Here is a 20,874-nt window from a genome sequence, read left to right as displayed (position 1 = left end):
TTTATAACCGCCATGCACACATAGTGGGTACAATTACTTAACAACCACGAAAAGCAAAGGAGTACGCGCTAAAAGATGTCATAGTCATAAACCACGAATACTTGATCAAAAATCGATCTTGTGTCAAAAGATTGTTGAATTAATTGAAGAGCATCAGTGGTCTTCTGAGCAAATCGTAAAACGAATGGTACTAGAAAATTATGGGCACATTAGCTACAACACCATTTACCGACACATTGAACACCATAATCTTAATCAGAAATTTAAATCAAGCAGAGATACGGGGATAAGGCGAAAGCTACGTCACCGTGGGCGTCAACGTCACCGCGCAATCACCGCGCAGGCGACCGAAAGCATTGGGAACCCAAGGTCGATTATATATCGATTCATGAGCGGCCCACTTTTATCAATAAACGTAAACGCATTGGGGACTGGGAGCTGGACACTGTTCAAGGTAAAGTGGGTGGTGAAGTGTTGGTAACCGCAGTAGACAGATTGACACGATACGTTCTCATAACAAAAGCTGCACGAAAAGATTCTGAGTCAGTAAACAACGCTTTATTAAAAATGTTCCTTCAAATTCCTAAGGAATTTGTTCATTCCATTACACCCAATCATGGAACTGAGTTCTTGAAATTAGGTAGTATACGCGATGATTTAGACGTTACAATCTACTGGCCAGATCCTTATTCACCAGAACAACTAGGAACTAACGAAAATACTAATAGCTTAATTCGAGGGTATTTCCCTAAAAATCAAAGCTTAAGTTTACAGACTGTGGAAGAAGTAAAACGCTGTCAGTGGAAACTAAAACATCGCCCTAAAAGGGCTCCTGGGTATCGTACGCCAGCAAAGATTTTATTCGATAAAGTGTTGCACTTGGTTTGACAATTTGTCCCATACAAAAACTCCCCCTTAGGTAGGCAAGCTTTGATTATTTGCTTGTCTACCCAAAGAGGAGTATATCCTTCGAGGAACGACCTCGAGTCGGCTTTTTTAGTGTCAAATTAAGACTTAACGACTTTGGTTGGCCGCTTGGATAAAGTCATTTAGCGGTTTGGCCGGGGTACCCAGCGCGACTAATGCCCGCAACGGCATGTTCAAGTACATGCGGCTTTGGAAGAGTAACGGTTGGTGATCGGCATCCGTTTCGCTAAAGAGGTTTTGCGGGACGTCGGGTTGCAACAGGGGAGCCACAACGGTCCGCTGGAAGAGTCCGCGCAACCGGGGATCCGTGACGACCTTGGCCAGGTAGGTTTCGAGCGTGACCGGTGCCGGCGCGTTCTCGAAGTCCATGGTCAGTTTAGATTGGACCCGAATGTCGTGAGAGGATTCTCCAATCATGACTTCGTAGTCCCCGGTATCTGCTTGCCAACGGTGAACGCGTTCGCGCCACCAGCTGAAGTCCCGCCGGTTCAAGTGGAAGGTCACTGATTTAGTCTCGCCAGGGTCGATACTGAGTTTGGTGAACCCACGCAGTTCCTTGGTCGGCATCGGGGCGTGCGACGCGTGGTTGGCCACGTAGAGTTGGGGCACGGCCTTACCGGCTTGATCCCCGGTGTTGGTGACATCGAAGGTGATCGTGGCGCCGTGGGCATCGGACTTGGTAACCAGGTTGCCGTATTCAAAGGTGGTGTAGCTGAGGCCGTGACCAAACGGGAAGAGCACGCGCATCTCGTGAGTGTCGTAGTAGCGGTAGCCCATGAAGATGCCTTCGGAGTAGTTTTCGTGGTGTGGGTCTTGGCCAAAGGTGGGTGCCATTGGCGTATCCGCTAACTTCAACGGGAAGGTTTCCGCTAAGTGTCCGGATGGGTTGACCTTGCCGGTGATGATGTCCCAGGTGGCTTCACCCACGGCTTCACCAGCCAGGTAAGTTTCGACGATGGCGGCCACGTTCTTGACCCACGGCATCTCGACCACGGAGCCGTTTTGGAGGACGACCGTGATGTGGGTGTTGACCTTGGTCAATTGACCGATCAGTTCCGTTTGGTTTTCGGGCAGGAGGATTGCGGACTTATCGAAGCCTTCAGATTCTTCCTTTTCGGGGTAACCGGCGAAAACGATGACGTGGTCGGCCTGCTTAGCGGCGGCGATGGCGTCGCTAGCTAACTGGTCGTCGGTCTCGCTGTCATCTAACGTGTAACCCTGCTGGTAGTCGGCACTTAAGCCACTGTCGGCCAAGGCGTCGAGTGGGGTGACTAGCTTAGTCGGGTTGACGTGGGAACTCCCGGAGCCTTGGAAACGGGGATGCTTAGCCAATTCGCCCACAATGACCAACTTGCCCTGATTCTTAGGAGTCAGTGGCAGTTCGTTTTGGTGGTTCTTTAGTAGCACGATACTGTCGTCGGCCATCTTACGGGCAAAGGCGTGGTGGGCCTCGTGATCGTAAGCCTTAGGATGCGGGTTGGTCGGGCAATTTTGAATTAGGTGCAGGAGGTGCCGCACAGATTTGTTCAAGGTCCCTTCGTCTAGTTCACCGGTCTCGATAGCTTTGACGATTTCATCGACGGAAGGTTGACCCTTACCGGGCATTTCAAGGTCTAGCCCGGCACTCAACGCCGCGGCGTGGTTGGCGACCGCGCCCCAGTCGGACATCACGGCGCCGTGGAAGCCCCACTCGTCACGCAAAATATCGCGCAACAGGTAGTGGTTTTGGGAGTTCAAGACGCCATTGATCCGGTTATAAGAGACCATGAGGGTTTCCGGTAAGGCATTTTTAACGATGATTTCAAACGCTTTTAAGTAGAGTTCACGCAACGTTCGTTGGGACATGTCACTAGAAGACGTGAACCGTTGGTTTTCCCGGTTGTTGGCGGCAAAGTGCTTGACCGAGACACCGACGCCCTTGGATTGGACACCTTGAACGTAAGCGGTTCCTAATTTACCAGCTACCAGGGGATCTTCGGAGAGGTATTCGAAATTCCGCCCACCCAGTGGGGAGCGTTTCATGTTGACGCCGGGACCTAAGAGGATGTTGACCTGTTCGGCGCGGGCTTCGACCCCCAGGTGTTCACCTAATTGGTGAAAGAGGTCGGTGTTCCAAGAACTGGCGCTCAAGGCAGCGGCGGGGTAGGTGATGGCCTTCACGGAGTTGTTAATGTCGTTCGTGGTCGACGTCTGTTTCCGTAATCCCGAGGGACCGTCCGTCATCATCAAAGCGGGAATGTTCAACCGGTCGATTTTGGCGGTATACCAGTTGTCTTTCCCAGAAACCAACGCGGCCTTTTCCGGTAGCGTCAGTGCTGCCAGTGTCTTTTCAATGTCCATACGTTCAAATCCTTTCTGTCTGTAGATCAGCCGATGGCGGGAGCGGTTACATACCAGTGCTACTCGCAAATCAGCTCTGTTTCTAGTATACCGTTTTCGGGGGTCAGATGTTACCGTGGCTGAAATTTTCTAGGGGGAAAACTACCCGTTGACAAGTTTTTTAAAGTGGGGTACTTTTAAGTTGTGCAATTTCTAGATGACGAATTTTAAAAAGGAGGGGAACCACAAATGTTAACTAACGCTAACCAACTTAACCAAGTTATGATCGCATGTTGTGTATGTAACGTGTGCTTTTTTGCGTTGCGTTCACATGTGGTTCCCGATTTCTCGTAGCAACTTAAACAGGCGACGAGAGTTTCTGACAACGGGTGATACCATCACGGTGAGCGTGATGGTATCACCCGTTTTTTATCGTCAAGGAGGTTGCACACCAATTTGAGGAATGGAAAGGGAGTTAGTCAGTGATGAAAAGATGGACGAGTTTTGGATTAGTCGCCGCAGTGGTTGCGTTAGGATTGGGGCTGGCCGCTTGTGGGCAATCAACGACTAGCGCCAAACCCAAACAAGTATTGCGATTACCGGCCACCGCGCAATTGGATACGATCGACCTGGCCAAGGCCACCGGTTATGGCCAAACGGGGAATGTGTTTGAAAGCTTTTACCGTCTGGGGAAGAACGGGAAGGCCGTTCCGGGGTTAGCGGATAAAGTGACGGAATCCAAGGATCAAAAGACCTGGACCTTCCATATCCGGAAAAACGCGAAGTGGAGTAATGGTGATAAGATTACCGCCCACGATTTTGTTTATTCCTGGCGGCGGACGTTAACGCCGTCCACGAAGTCGTCCTACACCAACATGTTCTCCGGCATTAAGAATGGGGATCAAATCATTGCGGGAAAGATGAGCCCGAAGAAGATTGGGATTCACGCTAAAAATAAGCAGACCGTCGTGGTGCAACTTGAAAAGCCAATGGCCTATTTCAAGATTCTGATGGCCTACCCGCTGTTCGCACCACAAAACGAAAAAGTCATCAACAAGTACGGCAAGAAGTACGCCACCAAGTCTAAATACATGGTCTACAGTGGACCGTTCAAGATTGAGGATTGGAAGGGGACCAGCAACACCTGGTCTTTCGTCAAGAACGACCAGTACTGGGATCACAAGGTGGTCAAGCTCCATAAGATTCATTACCAAGTGGTCTCCAACACCCAAACGGGTCTGAGCCTCTATCAAAACAAGAAGCTTGACCTGGCGCAACTGACCAACGAACAGGTGAAGAACTACAAGAACAACGCCGCGTTCAAAGAGTACCCATACTCCATCATGATTCATTTGAAGTACAACTTTAAGGACACCGATTCGACTAAGCTGGCCGCAATCAAGAACCAGAACTTCCGGCAGGCAATCGGCTTATCCATCAATCGCAAGCAACTGACCAAAAAGGTCTTAGGAGATGGCTCCGTGACGCCGACCGGGTTCGTCACCAGCGGCTTGGCCAACGACCCCAAGACCGGCACGGACTTCGCGACGCAACAGGCCGTCAAGAATACCACGACTTATAACCCGAAGTTAGCTAAGCAGAAGTGGCAAAAGGCCTTGAAGCAACTGGGAACCAAGGAAATCAAGCTGAACATTCTGGCCGGAAACGACGACCCGATGGCCAGCACCGTCACCCAGTACCTGAAGGGCAAGTTGGAAAAGATGTTACCAGGGCTTAAGCTCGACATCCAAAACGTGCCGGCGCAAGTCGCCCAACAACGGTCACAATCCGGCGACTTTGACCTCTACCTCTCCCACTGGGGTGCGGATTTCAACGACCCGATTTCCTTCATGCAGATTCCGTTGAGCACCAACTCGTTAAACTACGGTAAGTGGTCCAACAAGACCTACGATAAGCTGATTGCTAAGGCGCAAAATCAGGATGCCGGAACGCCTGAGAAGCGCTGGCAGGATATGGTCAAAGCGGCTAAGCTCTTGAACAAGGAGCAAAGCTTCACGCCGTTGTACCAAGCCAACTACGCTTATCTGCAACGGCCAACGGTCAGGGGTGTGATTCACAACACGGCCGGCACGCAGTGGAGTTACAAGTACGCCTATATCAAATAATTGTTATCTTAGTGAAGTTCAAAGGAGACGATGACCCATGACCCTGGCAGCAGACGATGGCCAACAATGGACGACAAATGGTGTTCAAGAGTATCACGCCTATTTTGGGACTCCCACCCACGATGATCATATCTTGTTCGAGTTGATGACTGTAGGCGTGTTCCAGGTGGGCCTAAGTTGGCAGGCCGCGGACAGTAAGTTGCCGGTGTTTCGCCGGGTCTTTGCGGGCATGGCGCTTTCCGCCGTGGCGGGGTTCGACCTCGAACACGATGGGGAGCGCATCGCCCGCGACCCCCAGATGATTCAAAACGGGCGTAAGATTCGCGCCACGATTCAAAATGCCCGGGCCATTCTACAGATTCAACGCAAATTTGGTAGTTTTGCCGATTATTTATGGGCCTTCGTGAACGGCACGCCGTTGCTGTTACCCGTAGCGACGCGTGACGAAATCGTAAACCAGTCGACCATCGGTTCTGCGGTCGCCAAAGACTTGAAGCGCCGCGAATGCAAGTTTGTGGGCCCGGTGGTCACCCATATGTTTTTGAAGGCTGCTGGGATTTTACAAGACCAAGTCTTGGCCGAGAATTAACGGGGCACGTCACTTCCTTGAGAACGATTTCTTTCAGCTAGGGCGGCGATTATCGATTTTATGGTAATCGTCGCCCTCAGTTGTTGGCGGAAATTTTTAATCGCTTCAGCTTGACACTGCATTAAAGTTGCATTAGACTTACTGATAAATTAAGTGATTGAAAACAATGTGATCAGGAGAGTAACTATTGGTAAGTCGTTTCAGAGAGCTCGTGTTTTGCTGTAAGCGAGTAACGATTGCCGCGGTGAAGATGGCCTGAAATGAATTGGTGCCGCTAAGTTCGCAAGAATGAAGTGGTGATGACTGGCACTCATTATCGTGCACACACCGGGGCGGGCTTTTTGCGCCACGATGTTAATGAGGGGCCGGCCGTAAAAGCTGACTTAAACTAGAATGGTACCACGACAAGTTCGTTTCTATTAACTTAGAAGCGGACTTTTTCTTTTGGTCCAAATTTTCAATCACAACTTAACTTAGGTAAAACCATGACTTGAGGAAAAAGGGGATATTAACATGAAGCAATTTAAACGATTCGCTTGGCTATTTCTATTATTGATTCCATTATTGATCGTTGCCGGCTGTGGGAAATCCAGCTCATCAGACAAGACCGTTAAAATTGGAATCATGGGTTCCGACGAAAAGATTTGGAAGCCCATCAAGAAAAAATTGGCTAAGCAAGGCATTAATCTGAAGTTAGTGACCTTTACGGACTATAATCAACCTAACGCGGCGTTGACTAACCACGAAATTGATTTGAACGCGTTCCAACACACCTACTTCATGAACACTTGGAACAAGGCGCATAAGACTAACATTGTTTCCATTGGTAAGACGGTCCGCGCACCACTACGGTTGTACTCCAAGAAGGTCAAGTCCGTGGCCGACATCAAGAAGGGCGACCAAATCACGATTCCAAACGATTCGACCAACGAAGGCCGGGCCTTACACCTGTTACAATCGGCCGGGTTAATCAAGGTTAACAACAAGGTCAAGTTGCCAACGCCGAAGAATATCACGCAAAACAAGCTGAACTTGAAGATTACGGCGGTTGACGCGGCCCAGACGCCACGGTCCCTGTCGGATGCCACGGCGGCCATCGTCAACAACGAATTTGCGGCTGAAGCTAAGTTACCGAACAAGGAATGCATTTACAAGGAAAAGCTGAACAAGGCGTCGATTCCATATATCAACGTGATTGCGACGAACAAGGCCGATAAGAATAACAAGACGTACAAGAAGATCGTCAAGGCTTACCAGAGTGAAGCCACGAAGAAATTGATTAAGAAGTACTACCACGGCTTATCCGTTCCAGCATGGTAAGCCAATTAGCTTAAGTTGAGAATTGCCGGCATGGCGAGTAAGGAGAATTGACTGTGAGCAAAGATGCGATTATTCAGTTAAAAGACGTTGACGTGACCTTCCATAATAAAGGTCAGACGGTCGAAGCCGTCAAAGACGTCTCGTTAGATGTTGAACGCGGGGATATCTACGGTGTTGTGGGGTATTCCGGTGCCGGAAAGAGTACCTTAGTCCGGGTGATTAACCGGCTCCAGCAGCCCACCGCGGGTCAAGTCACGGTTAATGGTCAGAATATTCTGACACTAAATGGTAAGAAGTTGCGGCAAGCGCGGACGAAAATCGGGATGATTTTTCAACACTTCAACCTGATGAACGCCCGGACGATTGCGGATAACGTGGACTACCCTTTGAAGGGGAGTAAGTTATCTCGGACCGAACGCAAGGAAAAGGTGGCCCGGTTACTCGACCTAGTTGGGTTGAGCGAAAAGGCCAACGATTACCCGGCCCAACTATCTGGGGGGCAGAAACAACGGGTGGCGATTGCCCGCGCGCTGGCCAACGACCCCGAAATCCTGATTAGTGACGAAGCGACTAGTGCGCTGGACCCGAAAACCACGTCGGCCATTCTGGAACTGCTCAAGCAATTGAACAAAGACTTGGGCCTGACCGTGGTCTTGATCACCCACGAAATGGACGCTGTCAAGGAAATCTGTAATAAGGTGGCCGTGATGGAAAACGGTAAGATTATCGAACGTGGTGACTTACTGACCATTTTCAGTCAACCGAAGGAAAAGCTGACCCGGGACTTCATCAATACGGCCACGCAGATTGACCAAGCCTTAGAAAAGATTTACAAGCAGGTCGGCGACTTAGGGTTGGATGACCACCACCGCTTGATTCAACTCAAGTATGTGGGCGCCAGTACCGATGCACCGCTAATTACGGAGTTGTTCAAACGGTATCAGGTTGTTTCTAACATCCTGTACGGAAACGTGGAGATCTTACAAGATACGCCACTGGGGAACTTGGTCGTCGTTATGGCCGGGGAACCCGACCAGTTGGACCGCGCTTGGCAGTACTGCCGCGACGCCGGGATTCAAGTAGCGCAACTCGACCCACATGATTCGGAGGTGGCCTAGTTGAAAATTTTTGCCCATTACTTTCCTAATGCCGTGACCATGAAGAGTGAGTTCATGCAGGCCACCGGCGAAACGCTTTACATGACCTTGATTACCGCGATTATCGCGGGGATTATCGGGATGGCCCTCGGGATTGGGTTAATCGTGACCCAACCAGGTGGGATTCTCGAGAACCGGGTCGTGTACAACATCATCGATAAGATCGTTAACCTGTTCCGGTCGATTCCCTTCGTTATTTTACTAGCGGTGATTGCACCGGTCACCCGGCTAATCGTCGGGACTGCTATCGGGACCACCGCGGCTATCGTGCCGTTGATTATCGGGTCCGCGCCGTTCTACGCGCGGCAGATTCAAAACGCCTTGGCCGAAGTCAATCGTGGGGTGGTCGAAGCCGCCGAAGCAGTCGGTTCTGGACCGATTGCGATTATCTTCCGGGTCTACCTGAAGGAAGGCCTGGCGGACATTATCCGGTCATCCGTTCTAACGATCATTAGTCTGATCGACCTGACCGCGATGGCTGGTGCCATCGGGGGTGGGGGCTTAGGTAACCTCGCGATTAACGTGGGGTACAGCCGGTTTGAAAACGACGTCACTTTCTTAGCGATGTTGATCATTCTGGTGATTGTCTTTGCCATCCAACTCTGCGGGGACCTCTTAGCGCGGCACGTGGATCACAGTGCTTAATTTTGAATAAACGACTCTCGTTGCGAGTGTAACGGGAGTAAGCGAGTCTGGCGGAATGGTCAGACTCGTTTTTGGGTTTCTGCGGCTTAAGGTAAATTATTTAATAAATCTGCTGGGTTGTTAGCAAATTTTAATCCTAACTGGTTAGAATTGAAGTTTAAACTGGTGAGTGAAAGTGAGGATTTTGGACGTTTAGAAAAGTAGGTGTACCAACTGGAAGTGTCATGAAGGGTATTTTTTGGGCCACGATAGCTTCGGTCATGTTTGGGGTCTCCGGGACCGTGTTACAGTTTATTTCGCAGGGCCAGGATATTCCGGCAAGTTGGTTTTTGTCGGCGCGAACCTTAGGGGCGGGCGTCGTCTTATTAGTGATTAGCCTGATTCTGTACGGTAAAGAGACCTTTACGATCTTCCGCCATCCCCGTGAGATTGGGTGGTTACTGGCGTACGCCATCATCGGCCTGGGGGCCAACTTGTTGACCTTTTACATGTCGGTTCAGACCGGGACCTCGGCGGCGGCCACGATTTTGCAATACTTAAGCCCCTTGTTTATTGTCCTGGGGAGTTTTTTATTCAAGCATGAACACCCGTTGCGCAGTGATATGATTGCCTTTGCAATCGCGCTGGTAGGGGTCTTTCTGGCCATCACCCGCGGTAATTTAGCTCAATTATCGATTCCTTTGGGCTCGTTACTCTGGGGCATCGGTTCCGGTATAACGGCGGCCTTTTACGTGGTCTTACCGCGACCGTTGATTCGTGAGGGTGGCCACGCCCCGATTACCGTGTTAGGCTGGGGGACGTTGATTGCGGGAATTATTTTCAACCTCAATCATCCGGTCTGGCTCAGTACGCCGCCATTGACCATGGGGTTATTGGCGTCGATGAGTACTGTGATTTTACTGGGGACCATTATTCCGTTCTCACTACTGTTGTATAGTAGTCACTTTGCGCCGTCCGACGTCATCAGTATCGTCGATGCGGCCCAACCCGTGATGACCTTTGTGCTCTCGATTCTTTTCTTGAGGACGAATTGTCAAATCAAGTGTAACTTTTTACCGAAGAAAACTTCAGATGGTGTCTTCCAGCCTAAGACCTTACGGGGGCGATTATTTAAATTCCTGACAAACTTCGCGATATCTTGATCGGTCAGTTCATCAAGGTCAGTTCCTTTGGGAAAATACTCTCGGATGAGACCATTGGTATTTTCGTTGGTCCCACGTTGTTGTGGTGCGTGCGGGTCTGGAAAATAGACTGAGATACCAAGCTCTTTACCGACTTCACGATAACCCGCAAACTCTGTACCTCGGTCTGGTGTAAGCGTACGAACGCGTTTAGGTGTGACTGTATGCAGGAGGTCGATCATCGCTTGGGTCACATTCTTGGCATTCACTTTGGGTACACGCTCAGACAGAAGGTATCGTGACTTACGGTCGACCAGTGACACTAAACCCGAACGCCCGACCTTGCCGCGAACGGTATCGCCTTCCCAATGGCCAAAACGAGTCCGATTCTCACATGAGACTGGTCGTTCATGGACTGATGGGACATTATTAAAACGGCCACGTCGTTCGTTGACAGTTCCTTTAACCTTACGAGTTTTCCCACGATGTCGTAACTTTCGAGCGAATCCTCGAGCCCCATGACTTTTACGTTTAACGCCTAAATTATTTCGTTCAATTCCGCGATAAATCGTGTTGTAGCTGATATGCCAATTACTGGTCTCTAAAGATAAACGACCGGCGATTTGCTCGGGTGACCATTGTCGTTGAAGAATGCAGTGAAGGACAAAGTCGCGTAGCTTTAAATTCTCCAGTACCCTGAGGCGGCGACTCTTTAATCGGCGCTGTTGATAGTTCTGCTGGGCTTTTACGGCGGAATAGGCGCCCCGACCGCCGTTGCGTTTAATTTCTCGTGACACAGTGGCTTTGGAACAACCGATTTGATTGGCAATAACCTGGTAAGTATGGTGTAAAGTTACACCTAACAGTATGCATTCGCGGTCTTTTAAGGTAAGATGTGTATATGGACTCATAGCCTAAGAACTCCTTTAGATGATTGTTATGGTGACTTCATTCTACAGGACTCAGGCTAGGAGTCTATTTTTATTTTCTTACTTGTTGCACTTCAATTGTAAATTCGTCAGCCTAAAAATCACCGTGGCCGAAGTCATTGGCTCCGTGTTGGTCATCGTGGCAATTTACCTGTTGCAACGGGGCCGGCGCAAGGTCGAAACCGTGTTTGAGCGTCAAGAAAACTAGCGAACAGAAAGGGTGGTTTTGATGACCACGATTGATTGGGTGCGTCACGGCCAAACGATCACGAACGCCAAACGTCTGATTCAAGGTCAATTGGATACGGACGTGACACGCTTAACGTCCACCGGGACAGCCCAGGTCCAAGCCTTATTGGCTGGGGGCCTCGATGTTGCCCATTACGACCGCTTGATTGTCAGTCCGTTACAGCGAGCCCGCCAGACCGCCGCCTTGATTACCGCGGCGACGAAGGGCCACCGGCCACTGACAATTGAGCCACGGGTGATTGAAGGCGACTACGGCGATTGGGCCGGTCGGTCGATTGCGGATCTGCAACGCGCTCATCCGGACGCCGTCGACCCGTTGACCCACGAGGTCACGCCAACCTGGCTGCCCCGGATTGGGGGCGAAAGTTACGCGCAGATTCAGGATCGGTTAGGGTAACTGTTGGCGGAGTTGGTCGTTGACCACCCCTCTGAGCATGTTTTAGTGATCAGTCACGGTTTGACCATTAAGGTGGCCGCGCTGTTGATGTTGGGGTTACCCGCCTCGACCGCGTTACCGGAGCCGCCGAACGCTAGTTTAACCAAGACGGCCATCGACCCGGCTACGGGGCGCCGGTACCTGTTGGGGTACGGCATCTTGCCGGGAGGGCCGGAATAAAACGGGCCAATTAAACTTTAAATGAATGAAGGACCGGGGATAACCATCTCCGGTCTTTTTTACGGCTGTTTTTAGTAGTTCTTTGTCAATCGGCGTTGATGAGAAGTTTGACGAGAAAAGCAATTCAGTTTCGATTTTAGTAAAGCCGATGTGAGGACGCCGTAACATCTCAAAAGTTGCCTTGTTGGGCTATAATTTGAATAATGAGAAGCAAACATGGAAGGCAGGCTGAAGGATGAAGAACAATTCTGTGGTCATTGAAAACCATTATCAACAACTCAATCCATTTCAAGGACTCGTGATTTACCGTCCGGTTGACCCGACGAATCGAAAACCGGTCGGAATCGTTTTGATGCATTCGGACGAGGCTTATTACGGCTTTATTCCGGCGCCCGAATTGGCTCAGCGCGGCTATACGGTATTTACCGCTGCCGTCAAGCGTTCGGAAGAAACGCTGGATCAAAAAATATTGGACGTGAAAGCCGTTGTCGATTATGTGAAGCAGGATGACGCCATCAAAAAATTCCTGCTGCTGGGGCACAGTGGTGGGGCGACACTGCTAAGTGCTTATCAAGCCATCGCCGAGAACGGTGCCCATATTTTTCAAACGGAACGGCAGGTCGTTAAATTAACGGATGTTGGTGACTTAACGCCGGCGGACGGGGTCATGTTCCTAGATTCTAATTTTGGCAACGGCGTGATGGAATTGTTGAGCTTGGACCCCGGTCTGACGGAAGGCGACAGTGCGCGTTACTTGAATCCCAAATTTGACCTCACGTCGCCTGAAAATGGCTGGTGCGGGGACCATGGTGAGTATAGTTCGGCATTCATCCGGGCCTACCAACAAGCGCAAGCTGAGCGTCAGCAAAAGCTAGTTGATGATGCGTTGGCACGATTGAACGCAATCGAAGCGGGGCAAGGCAAGTTTAAAGATGATGAACCGTTAACCATTGTGGGTGGCCAGCAGTTTGCGCCGTGCAATAAATTATTTCCGCAGGATCCGACCCTGCTTCAGCATACGGCCAAGCCATGGGATTTGATTCATGCCGATGGGTCGATCTCAAACGAGGTCATCTATTCGCGGCGCCTGCCACGCGCCGCCCAACAATTTGTGCAACTGAATAATTTGTCGACCAAGCAAACGACCGTTAAGAATTTTCTAACTAATTTTGGCCTGCGAACGAAGGGGTTTGGTTACGATGCGACCCACGTTTACGGCATTGATTGGGATAGTGCGTATTGCAATACCCCGGCAATGTCCGACATATTCAAGTGCCAACGCTGATTATGGGGATGACGGGCAGCTACGAATTTATGGCCGCCGAAGCCATCTACCAAAATAGTTCGAGCCCTGATAAGCAAATGGCATTTGTGGACGGGGCTTCGCATAACATTGTGCCTGAAAAAGCTGCCGAACGGTTTGCTGGGGAGTTTGGCGATACTGTTAGAAATTGTTTTGAGCATGTCAATAGTTGGTTAGAGGAGCGATTCTAGGATGAAAAGTGAACCCAAAAATAAGAATGCGGTATTATCTGGTGCGACCCGGGGAATGGGCCGCGAGGTCTCGTTGCAACTGGCAAAGGCGGGGTATAATATTTGTCTGTTAACGCATAATTTGCCGGATGCCCAAGCCTTAAAGGCGGCAATCGAACAGATTGGGCCGGACTGCTACATTTATCCGTGTAAAGTTGAAGATGATGATGAAGCCTTAGCAACATTTCAGACGATTGAAGACCGCTTAGGCAGTATCGACCTGGTCTTTACGAATATGGGGTTGATGCCGGATTCGGCGGGCTACTCTAATAAGAGCGTTGCCGAGTTAAGCGGTCGGGAGTGGCGTGATTACCTGGCAACGGCGCTGATGGGGGTCGTTAATAGTACTCGGCTGGCGGTGCGATTCATGCAGAAAAATGAATGGGGTGGTTACATCTTGGATGTGGCGCCTTGGGGGGAAACGGCTCAGGCAAAGTTAGGGCTGTATACCACTAGCCGGGGTGCGATTCGGGCCCTCGTTGAAACGGTGAATGTTGAAAATTCTAAAATCAAGGCGTATTTGTTACAGCCACAGGCGGGGCGAACCACTATCGCCGCAAAGGTTGCGCAAATCGTTCAGTAGCTCGTGGGGGAATCCTCATTGATTTTCCGGTTAACGCGGCCCATTTGACTAGCTGAGGGTTATTATATTAAGTGTTTATGGATGATAAAACTGCCCCAAGGAAGGCCTTAGCCCTTCTTGGAGCAGTTTTTGAGTTGCGGATTGAAACAAAAAAATAACGCCACCAGACGATCGCGTTATTTTTGAGTGAGCCGGTTACTTCTTCAGATTCTCTTCAACGAACGCCTTGACGTCATCGTCAGACTTCGCATCGATCTTCTTCATCGAAGCTTCAGTTTCATCGGTGTTGTGACCATTAGCTTCCATGTAGTGATCCCAGATGGCGTCACGTACAGGAGTAGAGTCCTTGGACCAGTCAAACACTTCGGACATCTTCTCATCTAATAATGCGGTCTTTTCTACAACAGCCATAACCATTACCTCCAATTTTAAATTGGGTCAGTGTATCGTGTTGTTGGCATGGGTACCACCGGCTTCATTTTCTATGTTAGTTCATTTTGGCAGAAATGGGAATTATTTTATTGAAAATTTTACCCGCTAGGTTAGTCGACTTTGAGCACCAAAATCCAGTTGGCGGCTTGGTTTTTAGGCGTGATCGCACTGGGATCTGCGACCAAGGCATCGTTGGTTTTAACGACGGTGCCAGCGTAGGGCGTCTTGAAGTTTTCGACAGCTTTATCACTCTCGACTTCGAGGATGTCGTCTTGGGCGACAAGCTCATCGTCGACTAAAATCGGGAGGTCGGCAAAGCTGATGTCACCGATCTGTTCCAGTGCGTCACTGGCTAAGCCCAACCGGTAATGGTGGGCGTCTTGCTGTTCGATCCAGACACCGTCCTTTTCGGTAATGGTCGGTGCGCTGGGAGCACTAAAACGGGCGTGCCACCAGTGTTTTAAACGTTGCCAAAATGATGGGGTAGAATTTATCATGGTCATCTTCCTCTCGGATAACTTAAGGTCACCTCTAGTATACGAAGTTATGTAACCGCTGACAACCACTTCTATTGAGCGGTTGTAAAGTTGTTGGGGGCGGGGCCGTATGCTAAACTGAGAGTAATTTAGACCCGCGGGGGAAGGAGCTTTTCGCAATGTTTCTCATCGATACGACGCGTCGAGGCCAAGTGGTCACCGATGCGTTGGTGAATCAATCCATTGACAATTACTTGGTCAACGATTTAAAGCTACCAGGCCACGGCCTCATGATGTACGTGAACCAGCCGGCGGTCATCATCGGTGTGAACCAGACCGTGACCGCAGAAGTGGACTTTAATTACTTGCAGGCGCACCACGTCCAACTGGTTCGACGCACGTCAGGGGGCGGCGCCGTCTATCACGATGAACGCAACTTGATCTTTGAGCACATCGTGAACGGCGAGGTGGATGATGGGGCGCGATTTGGGGACTATGCGGTCTTCGCGGCTCCCATTTTGAAGGCTTTGACGGCAATGGGCGTGACCGACTTGGCCATCAGCCAGAAGAGTGCGCTGACGGTGGCGGGCAAGAAGTTTTCGGGGATGACCATGTTCAAAAACGGGGCTGGTTACGCGGCTGGCGGGACCATCATGTATGATCTGAACGTGGCGGCGGCTCATCAGGCGTTACGCCCCGCGGCGCAGACGGCAACCACTCGCGGCGTGGCCTCGAACCGAGTGCCCATCACTAATTTGCGGCAGTACTTGGCCCCGCAATATCAAAATTTGGATATTCAAGCGTTCAGGGAGGCCTTGCTTTGTCACGTGTTCGGGGTGGCCCGACTAGACCAAATCGAGACCTACCACTTAACGGACCACGATTGGGCCGTGATTGACCAGCGTCTGACCGAAAAATACCGCACGGACGCATGGAACTACGGCGCCAATCCCGGTTTCCGACAGTACCAACGGTTGCAGCTAGCCGATGGCGACTTGCACGTCAACTTTACTGCGCAACGAGGACAATTACGGCGGGTGGCGTTGTTTGGCACGCTGGCGTCAAGTGACCAATTAGCCCCGATTGCGGCTCAGTTGGTCGGGCAACCCGCCACAACAGCGGTGTTACAACCCATTTTGACTCAACCGAAAATTACGGCCGTTTTAGGGGCGGCGACCATTGACCCCCTGATTACGGCGTTGACTAAGGAGAATTCGTAAAAGAGATGGCAAAAGCAAAGTATGAGGTGAACCAATATCTGGGCGTGCCCGTCGTGGCGGATGCATCGGGCAACTACCAGATCAAGCGGGAAGCAAACGGTGAGTTCAAGCTACATTCCTGGCGAACTGGCCGGCACAGCAAGGGTAAGTACCGCGGGGTTGGTCAAATTTTCTTGACCGAAAACCAGTTGAAGGTCGCGGTCGTCGCGGCCTATCCGGTGGCCTATAAGGACCGGCACGCTTACACCCCGATGCAACGGCTGACCAGTGAGTTCGCCGGAGATGCGGTGGTCCAAGAAGCGCAACAACAACTTAACGATTGACCCTAAAATCAGAGTCTGGGACAAAACAGTAAAGTGCATCGCTTTTAAATGAAAATCCATTTAAAAGCGGTGCACTTTTTAAGTTACTCGGATCCATAAGGGTGCCGAAGCATGCGCCAAAAGTCAGTTTGTTGCACTCTTGTGATTGGTTGTCCGGGTGGGCTTGATTTTATCTGGCGAAGTAGGCTTCCTTGAAGTTCGACAACGTTCCTACGGTGTTGAAGCGAACGCCGTTTAAGTGTGGGTTCATCAGGTACGTGCTAGCTGGTTGGAAAAGTGGCGTGACGCCTTGTTCGCGCATCAAGATTCCGTCGGCTTTTAATAGGGTTCGCCACCGCTGGGTGTTGAAGGCCGTGGCGTTGCTGGCTTGAGCAACCAAACGGTCGTAATCGCGATTGTGCCAGCGTGTGGTGTTCGCGGAGTTGGTCGTTGTAAACAGTGCCAACATCGCCAGGGGGTCGGCGTATTGCGCCTGCTGGGTGTTCAAGTTCAAATCACCGTTTAACGGGCTGGAATGACCGTTGAGGTGTTGTGCCCGCTGTTTTAAGCGGACCGTGAGCCCCGGCAAAGTCGTCATGAGTTGTTTTTGAAGCTGTGTCGCGACCAGGCGACCGTGGGTGGTATCCAAGTAACTCAAAGTCAAGGTGATGCGGTGCCGGTGGACTTTCTTTAAGGCTTGGCGCCACTGTTGCCGAGCTACTTTAGGTTGGTATGTCAAGGCGGTTTGGTCCGGTTGACTAGCGGCAAAGTCGGTGGTGCCCCGGAGACCCCGGCTGAGCCCAGCCGGGACGATACCTTGAGCGGGAAGCGATGATTTTCCGTAGGTATTGCGGCCCAAAGCTTGACGGTTAACGGCGTGGGAAATGGCTAACCGGGTCGTAGTTTGGCGTAAAAGTTGGCTGGGTATGCTCGTTGAGGAGTGGTGTCGATATGTAATCAGAATCATTTTGGAGTAAGGCCGAGCCGTGTAGGTGGTCTGTGTTTCCGCCGATTTAACGTCAGTTTTCGACTGGAGTCGAACTTCATCCAGCCGGCCTTGTTGATAATCTTGCCATTCTTGGGCCTGATTATGGTAAACGTTGACGTTGATGCGGGTCAAATAAACGTGCTTGCGGTCCCAGTAATAGGGGTTGGGAATTAGGTGCCAGTGCTTGGCCGTGTTACCGTGAGAACTGACCATGAAGGGTCCCGCGTACACCTGATACTTGGGTTGGGTAGCGTACTTGGCTCCCCATTTTGTCGCTACCCGCTGGTTCTGGGGGCCGAAGATGGGGTAAGCCAGTCGTTGGGGGAGTTCCACCATGGGATGATCGAGGGTGACCACCAGGGTGAACCGTCCCTTGGCGTGGACTCCCAACTGGGTGGCGGGTAGATCACCGGCCAGAATCTGGCGGGCATTTTTGATGCCTAAAAACAGGTCGGCTTCCGGCGCCTTAGTTTGTGGGGCCAAAGCGCGGCGCCAGGCGTAGACGAAATCTTGTGCGGTGATAGTGTCCCCGTTGCTCCACCGGGAATCCTGCCATAATTTGAAGGTGTAAGTCGTCTTGGTGGCGTTCAGTTGGACGCGCTTGGCCAGAGCCAGTTGGGTTTGACCGTCGCGATTGGTCTGATATAGACCTTCAATGGTGTTGTTCAACCGTCCAAATTTGGTCATCTTATCGGCATCTAAAGTGGTCAAAGGAGTGCTGGTGGCTAGCGTCAAAACTTGGCGTTGGGTCATGACCCCTTGACTATCGCTCGTTGAATGAACCGTTGTGTCTTTCGTACACCCAGCGAGGCTCCCTAGCAGTAGGAGCATCGCGGGTAAAATCCAGTGTTTCATGTGTTTTCCTCCGATGAGTTTCTCCAATTGTTCACCCCGTTCACGCGCTGACTTAACCATCTGATCGTGGCCGGCCCAGGTGGCATCGACTCGTGGACTAAGCCGGGTGATGCCTTCAATGACAGGCGTTAGGGATTGGAGACTTCCCGTTTGATGATAGGGGAGGATGAGGACCACGTCAAGGGCTAGTTAAGGGGCCCCACTTGTGATACCGGTGGGAATTCGCTAAAATTAAGAAAATGGTAAACGGAGGGATGGTCATGGAAAAATGGTCGCCGGCGACGATTCGCGAGTTCCGTCGCACCCTATTAGCCTGGTACGACCAGGAGGGGCGGGACTTGCCCTGGCGCCACGATCACGACCCGTATCACGTGTGGGTCAGTGAGATTATGTTGCAACAAACGCAAGTCCAAACGGTCATTCCGTATTATCAGTGTTTTATGGCCGCTTTTCCAACGGTCACGGCGCTGGCTAACGCGGCGGAGGCCGACTTGTTGAAGGCTTGGCAGGGATTGGGCTACTATTCGCGGGCCCGCAACTTGCAACGAGCGGCGCGCCAATTAGTGACCGATTATCACGGCCAGTGGCCCACGACCGCCGCGACGCTCCAGGATTTGGTGGGGGTTGGCCCGTACACGGCTTGTGCTATCGCTAGCATCGCTTTTAATGAAGTCGTGCCGGCCATCGACGGCAACGCGTTTCGGGTCTTTGCTCGCTTGTTGTTGATTGATGCGGACGTGGCTCAACCCAAGACGCGCCAGGTGTTCTTTGATATCTTACAACCCATTGTGGATTCGCAGCGGCCCGGAGACTTCAACCAGGCTGTCATGGACTTGGGGTCGAGCTACATGACAGCCAAGACGCCCGACCCAGCACACTCCCCGGTTCGCGCGTTCGACGCGTCGTACCGGACGGACCAGGTGCTCGCTTACCCGGTCAAGACTAAGAAACCTCGGCCTAAATTGGTGCCATACTACGGTCTGCTGGTCACCTCACCGGCGGGGGACTTACTGGTCCAGCGCTCAGCACAACAGATGTTAGCGGGATACTGGACTTACCCATTGATTCCCAAGGCCGATTTACTGCCGGCCGAGGCCACGACGACACCAACTTTAGCGGCTGATATTGCCGCCTTGGAAGCCCGCTGGCAACGCGATTACCAGTTGTCGGTAAGGTTTACGCCACTGGGCGGAAGAACCGTGAGTCAGACGTATACACACCAACGCTGGCAAGTGAGCTTACTGCAAGCGAAACTCCCCACGGCGACGCCTTTGACTTACTTTCCGGGGCAGTGGGTCGCGACGACACAAGTGGCTGATTTACCCGTTCCAAAGGTGCAAGAAAAGATGATGCGGCGCTGGGCTCAGGCTCGCGCGGCGGTTCAATAACAGGGGGGAAATATCTTATGCCAACTATTTTTACCATTTTAAAGTTTGTTTCCGTCAATCATCGGCCGTTGGCAAGCGCCCAAGTCGTGGTGACCGACGTGCAGGGCAAACCCAACGGCCTGTTGAGCGACTTGGTCCATGACTTGATCAACGACGCGCTATTGTTCGTTGATTTGGGCCAGATTGAAACGGCCGACGAGTTGATCAAGCAATTACACGACCACACGCCCCTTCCCGACGATGTGCTGGACGAGTACGGTAAGATTTTGACGGAGCCGTGCTTTGGGTTGAACGTGGCGCCACAAAAAGATACCATTGAAATCATTGTGCACCGCTAGGAGAAAACGAGAATGGATGATTTGATTGAAACCATGCCGGGAGCTAATACCGCGCCCCCGGTGTTATTGTTGCAGGGTACAGGGGGCACTAACCGTGAGATTTTAGACTTTGGCCGGCGCTTGGCCCCCACAAGCCCTTTGATGACGATTGCGGGCCGTCAGGGGAGTGGTGCTCAGCGCCAGTATTACACGCAAACGGCCAGTTCCCCGGCGAATCCGGCCCAAATTAAAGCCGCTGCCCAGTGGGTGGCTGACCAGGCACAGAGACTATGCCAAGAACACCACTGGGACAGTTCTCAGTTGATCACGGTTGGCTATTCGAACGGTGCCGCACTGGGGGCTTACGGCGTCCAGATGGGGCTGTTTCCTGGCCGTTATGCCGTTTTATTTCACCCCTTACAGTTGCCGGTCCCCACTCCCCAGGTTCAACCGGACCGAGAAGTCTGGTTATCCGTGGGGCAGCGCGACCAATTAGTAAGTGTGGCGACCGTTCGAAAATTAGCGGCAGCCTGTGAAGATTTACAGATGACGACGACCGTTAACGTGACTGGTGGAACGCATAACATCACGCCCCAAGAGGTGTTGGCGGCATATAATTGGTTGGCCGCGAGGCGCTAGGGCTTAATCATAGTTTCGCCAAATATTTGAAACTTCCCATTTGCTATTCTGGGGAATACCTGTTATCCTATGGTTAATGTATTTATGGTTCGGAAGTTTTAAAGGCTCGACGTTCTTTAAGAATGGCTCCTTTTTACCCCAGC

20 protein-coding genes and 1 pseudogene are annotated in these 20,874 nt (G+C 51.3%); 16 read left to right on the top strand and 5 right to left on the bottom strand.

Features of this window, described 5'->3' with window-relative positions:
• Positions 1 to 267 precede the first annotated feature (267 nt).
• Positions 268 to 888 (top strand): IS30 family transposase, encoded by a 621-nt coding sequence (locus H3M12_RS00740; RefSeq protein WP_129033364.1) that lies wholly within the window; start codon positions 268 to 270, stop codon positions 886 to 888.
• 126 nt (positions 889 to 1,014) lie between these two features.
• Here the strand turns inward: H3M12_RS00740 and H3M12_RS00735 are convergent, their stop codons facing one another.
• The gene (locus tag H3M12_RS00735) at positions 1,015 to 3,267 is read right to left on the bottom strand and encodes a glycoside hydrolase family 3 C-terminal domain-containing protein (RefSeq protein WP_182150779.1); all 2,253 of its coding nucleotides are present in this window, start codon (positions 3,265 to 3,267) and stop codon (positions 1,015 to 1,017) included.
• 464 nt (positions 3,268 to 3,731) lie between these two features.
• Between H3M12_RS00735 and H3M12_RS00730 the strand changes: the two genes are divergently transcribed.
• From H3M12_RS00730 to H3M12_RS00705, 6 genes are all read left to right on the top strand, one after another.
• Positions 3,732 to 5,372, top strand: coding sequence for a peptide ABC transporter substrate-binding protein (locus H3M12_RS00730; RefSeq protein ID WP_129033362.1), 1,641 nt, complete (start codon positions 3,732 to 3,734; stop codon positions 5,370 to 5,372).
• Between the two features lie 37 nt (positions 5,373 to 5,409).
• Entirely contained in the window at positions 5,410 to 5,961 is a 552-nt protein-coding gene (locus H3M12_RS00725; RefSeq protein WP_129033361.1) for a DNA-3-methyladenine glycosylase I, read from the top strand.
• A gap of 513 nt (positions 5,962 to 6,474) precedes the next feature.
• Positions 6,475 to 7,281 (top strand): MetQ/NlpA family ABC transporter substrate-binding protein, encoded by an 807-nt coding sequence (locus tag H3M12_RS00720; protein ID WP_129033360.1) that lies wholly within the window; start codon positions 6,475 to 6,477, stop codon positions 7,279 to 7,281.
• A gap of 53 nt (positions 7,282 to 7,334) precedes the next feature.
• Positions 7,335 to 8,399, top strand: coding sequence for a methionine ABC transporter ATP-binding protein (locus tag H3M12_RS00715; RefSeq protein ID WP_129033359.1), 1,065 nt, complete (start codon positions 7,335 to 7,337; stop codon positions 8,397 to 8,399).
• 39 nt (positions 8,400 to 8,438) lie between these two features.
• On the top strand, positions 8,439 to 9,083 hold the full coding sequence (locus H3M12_RS00710) for a methionine ABC transporter permease (RefSeq protein WP_170955020.1): 645 nt from the start codon (positions 8,439 to 8,441) through the stop codon (positions 9,081 to 9,083).
• A 224-nt stretch (positions 9,084 to 9,307) separates the two neighbouring features.
• Positions 9,308 to 10,225 (top strand): DMT family transporter, encoded by a 918-nt coding sequence (locus H3M12_RS00705; protein ID WP_182150778.1) that lies wholly within the window; start codon positions 9,308 to 9,310, stop codon positions 10,223 to 10,225.
• Here H3M12_RS00705 and H3M12_RS00700 read toward each other — a convergent pair.
• Positions 10,117 to 11,115, bottom strand: a complete 999-nt coding sequence (locus tag H3M12_RS00700; protein ID WP_182150575.1) for an IS30 family transposase — start codon at positions 11,113 to 11,115, stop codon at positions 10,117 to 10,119. The two genes, H3M12_RS00705 and H3M12_RS00700, sit on opposite strands and share 109 nt — an antisense overlap.
• Before the next feature lie 247 nt (positions 11,116 to 11,362).
• Here H3M12_RS00700 and H3M12_RS00690 point away from each other — a divergent pair.
• The 4 genes and pseudogenes from H3M12_RS00690 to H3M12_RS00670 all read left to right on the top strand — a co-directional run bounded on the left by H3M12_RS00690 (position 11,363) and on the right by H3M12_RS00670 (position 14,114).
• Positions 11,363 to 11,998, top strand: a pseudogene (locus H3M12_RS00690) (histidine phosphatase family protein).
• A 235-nt stretch (positions 11,999 to 12,233) separates the two neighbouring features.
• A complete protein-coding gene (locus tag H3M12_RS00680) occupies positions 12,234 to 13,283 on the top strand; it encodes an alpha/beta fold hydrolase (protein WP_182150777.1) in 1,050 nt (349 codons plus the stop codon).
• A 29-nt stretch (positions 13,284 to 13,312) separates the two neighbouring features.
• Entirely contained in the window at positions 13,313 to 13,492 is a 180-nt protein-coding gene (locus tag H3M12_RS00675; RefSeq protein ID WP_233449193.1) for a hypothetical protein, read from the top strand.
• Between the two features lies 1 nt (position 13,493).
• Entirely contained in the window at positions 13,494 to 14,114 is a 621-nt protein-coding gene (locus H3M12_RS00670; RefSeq protein ID WP_129032156.1) for an SDR family NAD(P)-dependent oxidoreductase, read from the top strand.
• 195 nt (positions 14,115 to 14,309) lie between these two features.
• Here the strand turns inward: H3M12_RS00670 and H3M12_RS00665 are convergent, their stop codons facing one another.
• Entirely contained in the window at positions 14,310 to 14,525 is a 216-nt protein-coding gene (locus tag H3M12_RS00665) for a P8 family protein (protein WP_129032154.1), read from the bottom strand.
• 131 nt (positions 14,526 to 14,656) lie between these two features.
• A complete protein-coding gene (locus tag H3M12_RS00660) occupies positions 14,657 to 15,043 on the bottom strand; it encodes a glycine cleavage system protein H (RefSeq protein ID WP_129032152.1) in 387 nt (128 codons plus the stop codon).
• 158 nt (positions 15,044 to 15,201) lie between these two features.
• Here H3M12_RS00660 and H3M12_RS00655 point away from each other — a divergent pair, with 158 nt between their 5' ends.
• Both H3M12_RS00655 and H3M12_RS00650 read left to right on the top strand, forming a co-directional pair.
• Complete coding sequence (locus tag H3M12_RS00655) at positions 15,202 to 16,242, top strand: lipoate--protein ligase (protein WP_129032150.1); 1,041 nt, start codon at positions 15,202 to 15,204, stop codon at positions 16,240 to 16,242.
• A gap of 5 nt (positions 16,243 to 16,247) precedes the next feature.
• Positions 16,248 to 16,565 (top strand): DUF7671 family protein, encoded by a 318-nt coding sequence (locus tag H3M12_RS00650; RefSeq protein ID WP_129032148.1) that lies wholly within the window; start codon positions 16,248 to 16,250, stop codon positions 16,563 to 16,565.
• 169 nt (positions 16,566 to 16,734) lie between these two features.
• Here H3M12_RS00650 and H3M12_RS00645 read toward each other — a convergent pair whose 3' ends face one another.
• Positions 16,735 to 18,387, bottom strand: coding sequence for a peptide ABC transporter substrate-binding protein (locus H3M12_RS00645; RefSeq protein WP_225423499.1), 1,653 nt, complete (start codon positions 18,385 to 18,387; stop codon positions 16,735 to 16,737).
• Between the two features lie 260 nt (positions 18,388 to 18,647).
• On the opposite strand from H3M12_RS00645, the gene H3M12_RS00640 reads away from it, so the two are divergent.
• The 3 genes from H3M12_RS00640 to H3M12_RS00630 are packed head-to-tail and all read left to right on the top strand — an operon-like array spanning position 18,648 to position 20,731.
• On the top strand, positions 18,648 to 19,775 hold the full coding sequence (locus tag H3M12_RS00640; RefSeq protein WP_129032146.1) for an A/G-specific adenine glycosylase: 1,128 nt from the start codon (positions 18,648 to 18,650) through the stop codon (positions 19,773 to 19,775).
• Positions 19,776 to 19,792: 17 nt separating this feature from the next.
• Entirely contained in the window at positions 19,793 to 20,113 is a 321-nt protein-coding gene (locus H3M12_RS00635; protein ID WP_129032144.1) for a hypothetical protein, read from the top strand.
• Positions 20,114 to 20,125: 12 nt separating this feature from the next.
• Entirely contained in the window at positions 20,126 to 20,731 is a 606-nt protein-coding gene (locus tag H3M12_RS00630) for an alpha/beta hydrolase (RefSeq protein ID WP_129032142.1), read from the top strand.
• The last annotated feature ends 143 nt before the right edge of the window (positions 20,732 to 20,874 follow it).

Source organism: Levilactobacillus suantsaii (assembly GCF_014069315.1).
Lineage (GTDB): Bacteria > Bacillota > Bacilli > Lactobacillales > Lactobacillaceae > Levilactobacillus > Levilactobacillus suantsaii.
The sequence above is the reverse complement of the archived record's forward strand: the minus strand, read 5'-3'. Positions and strand labels throughout refer to the sequence as shown.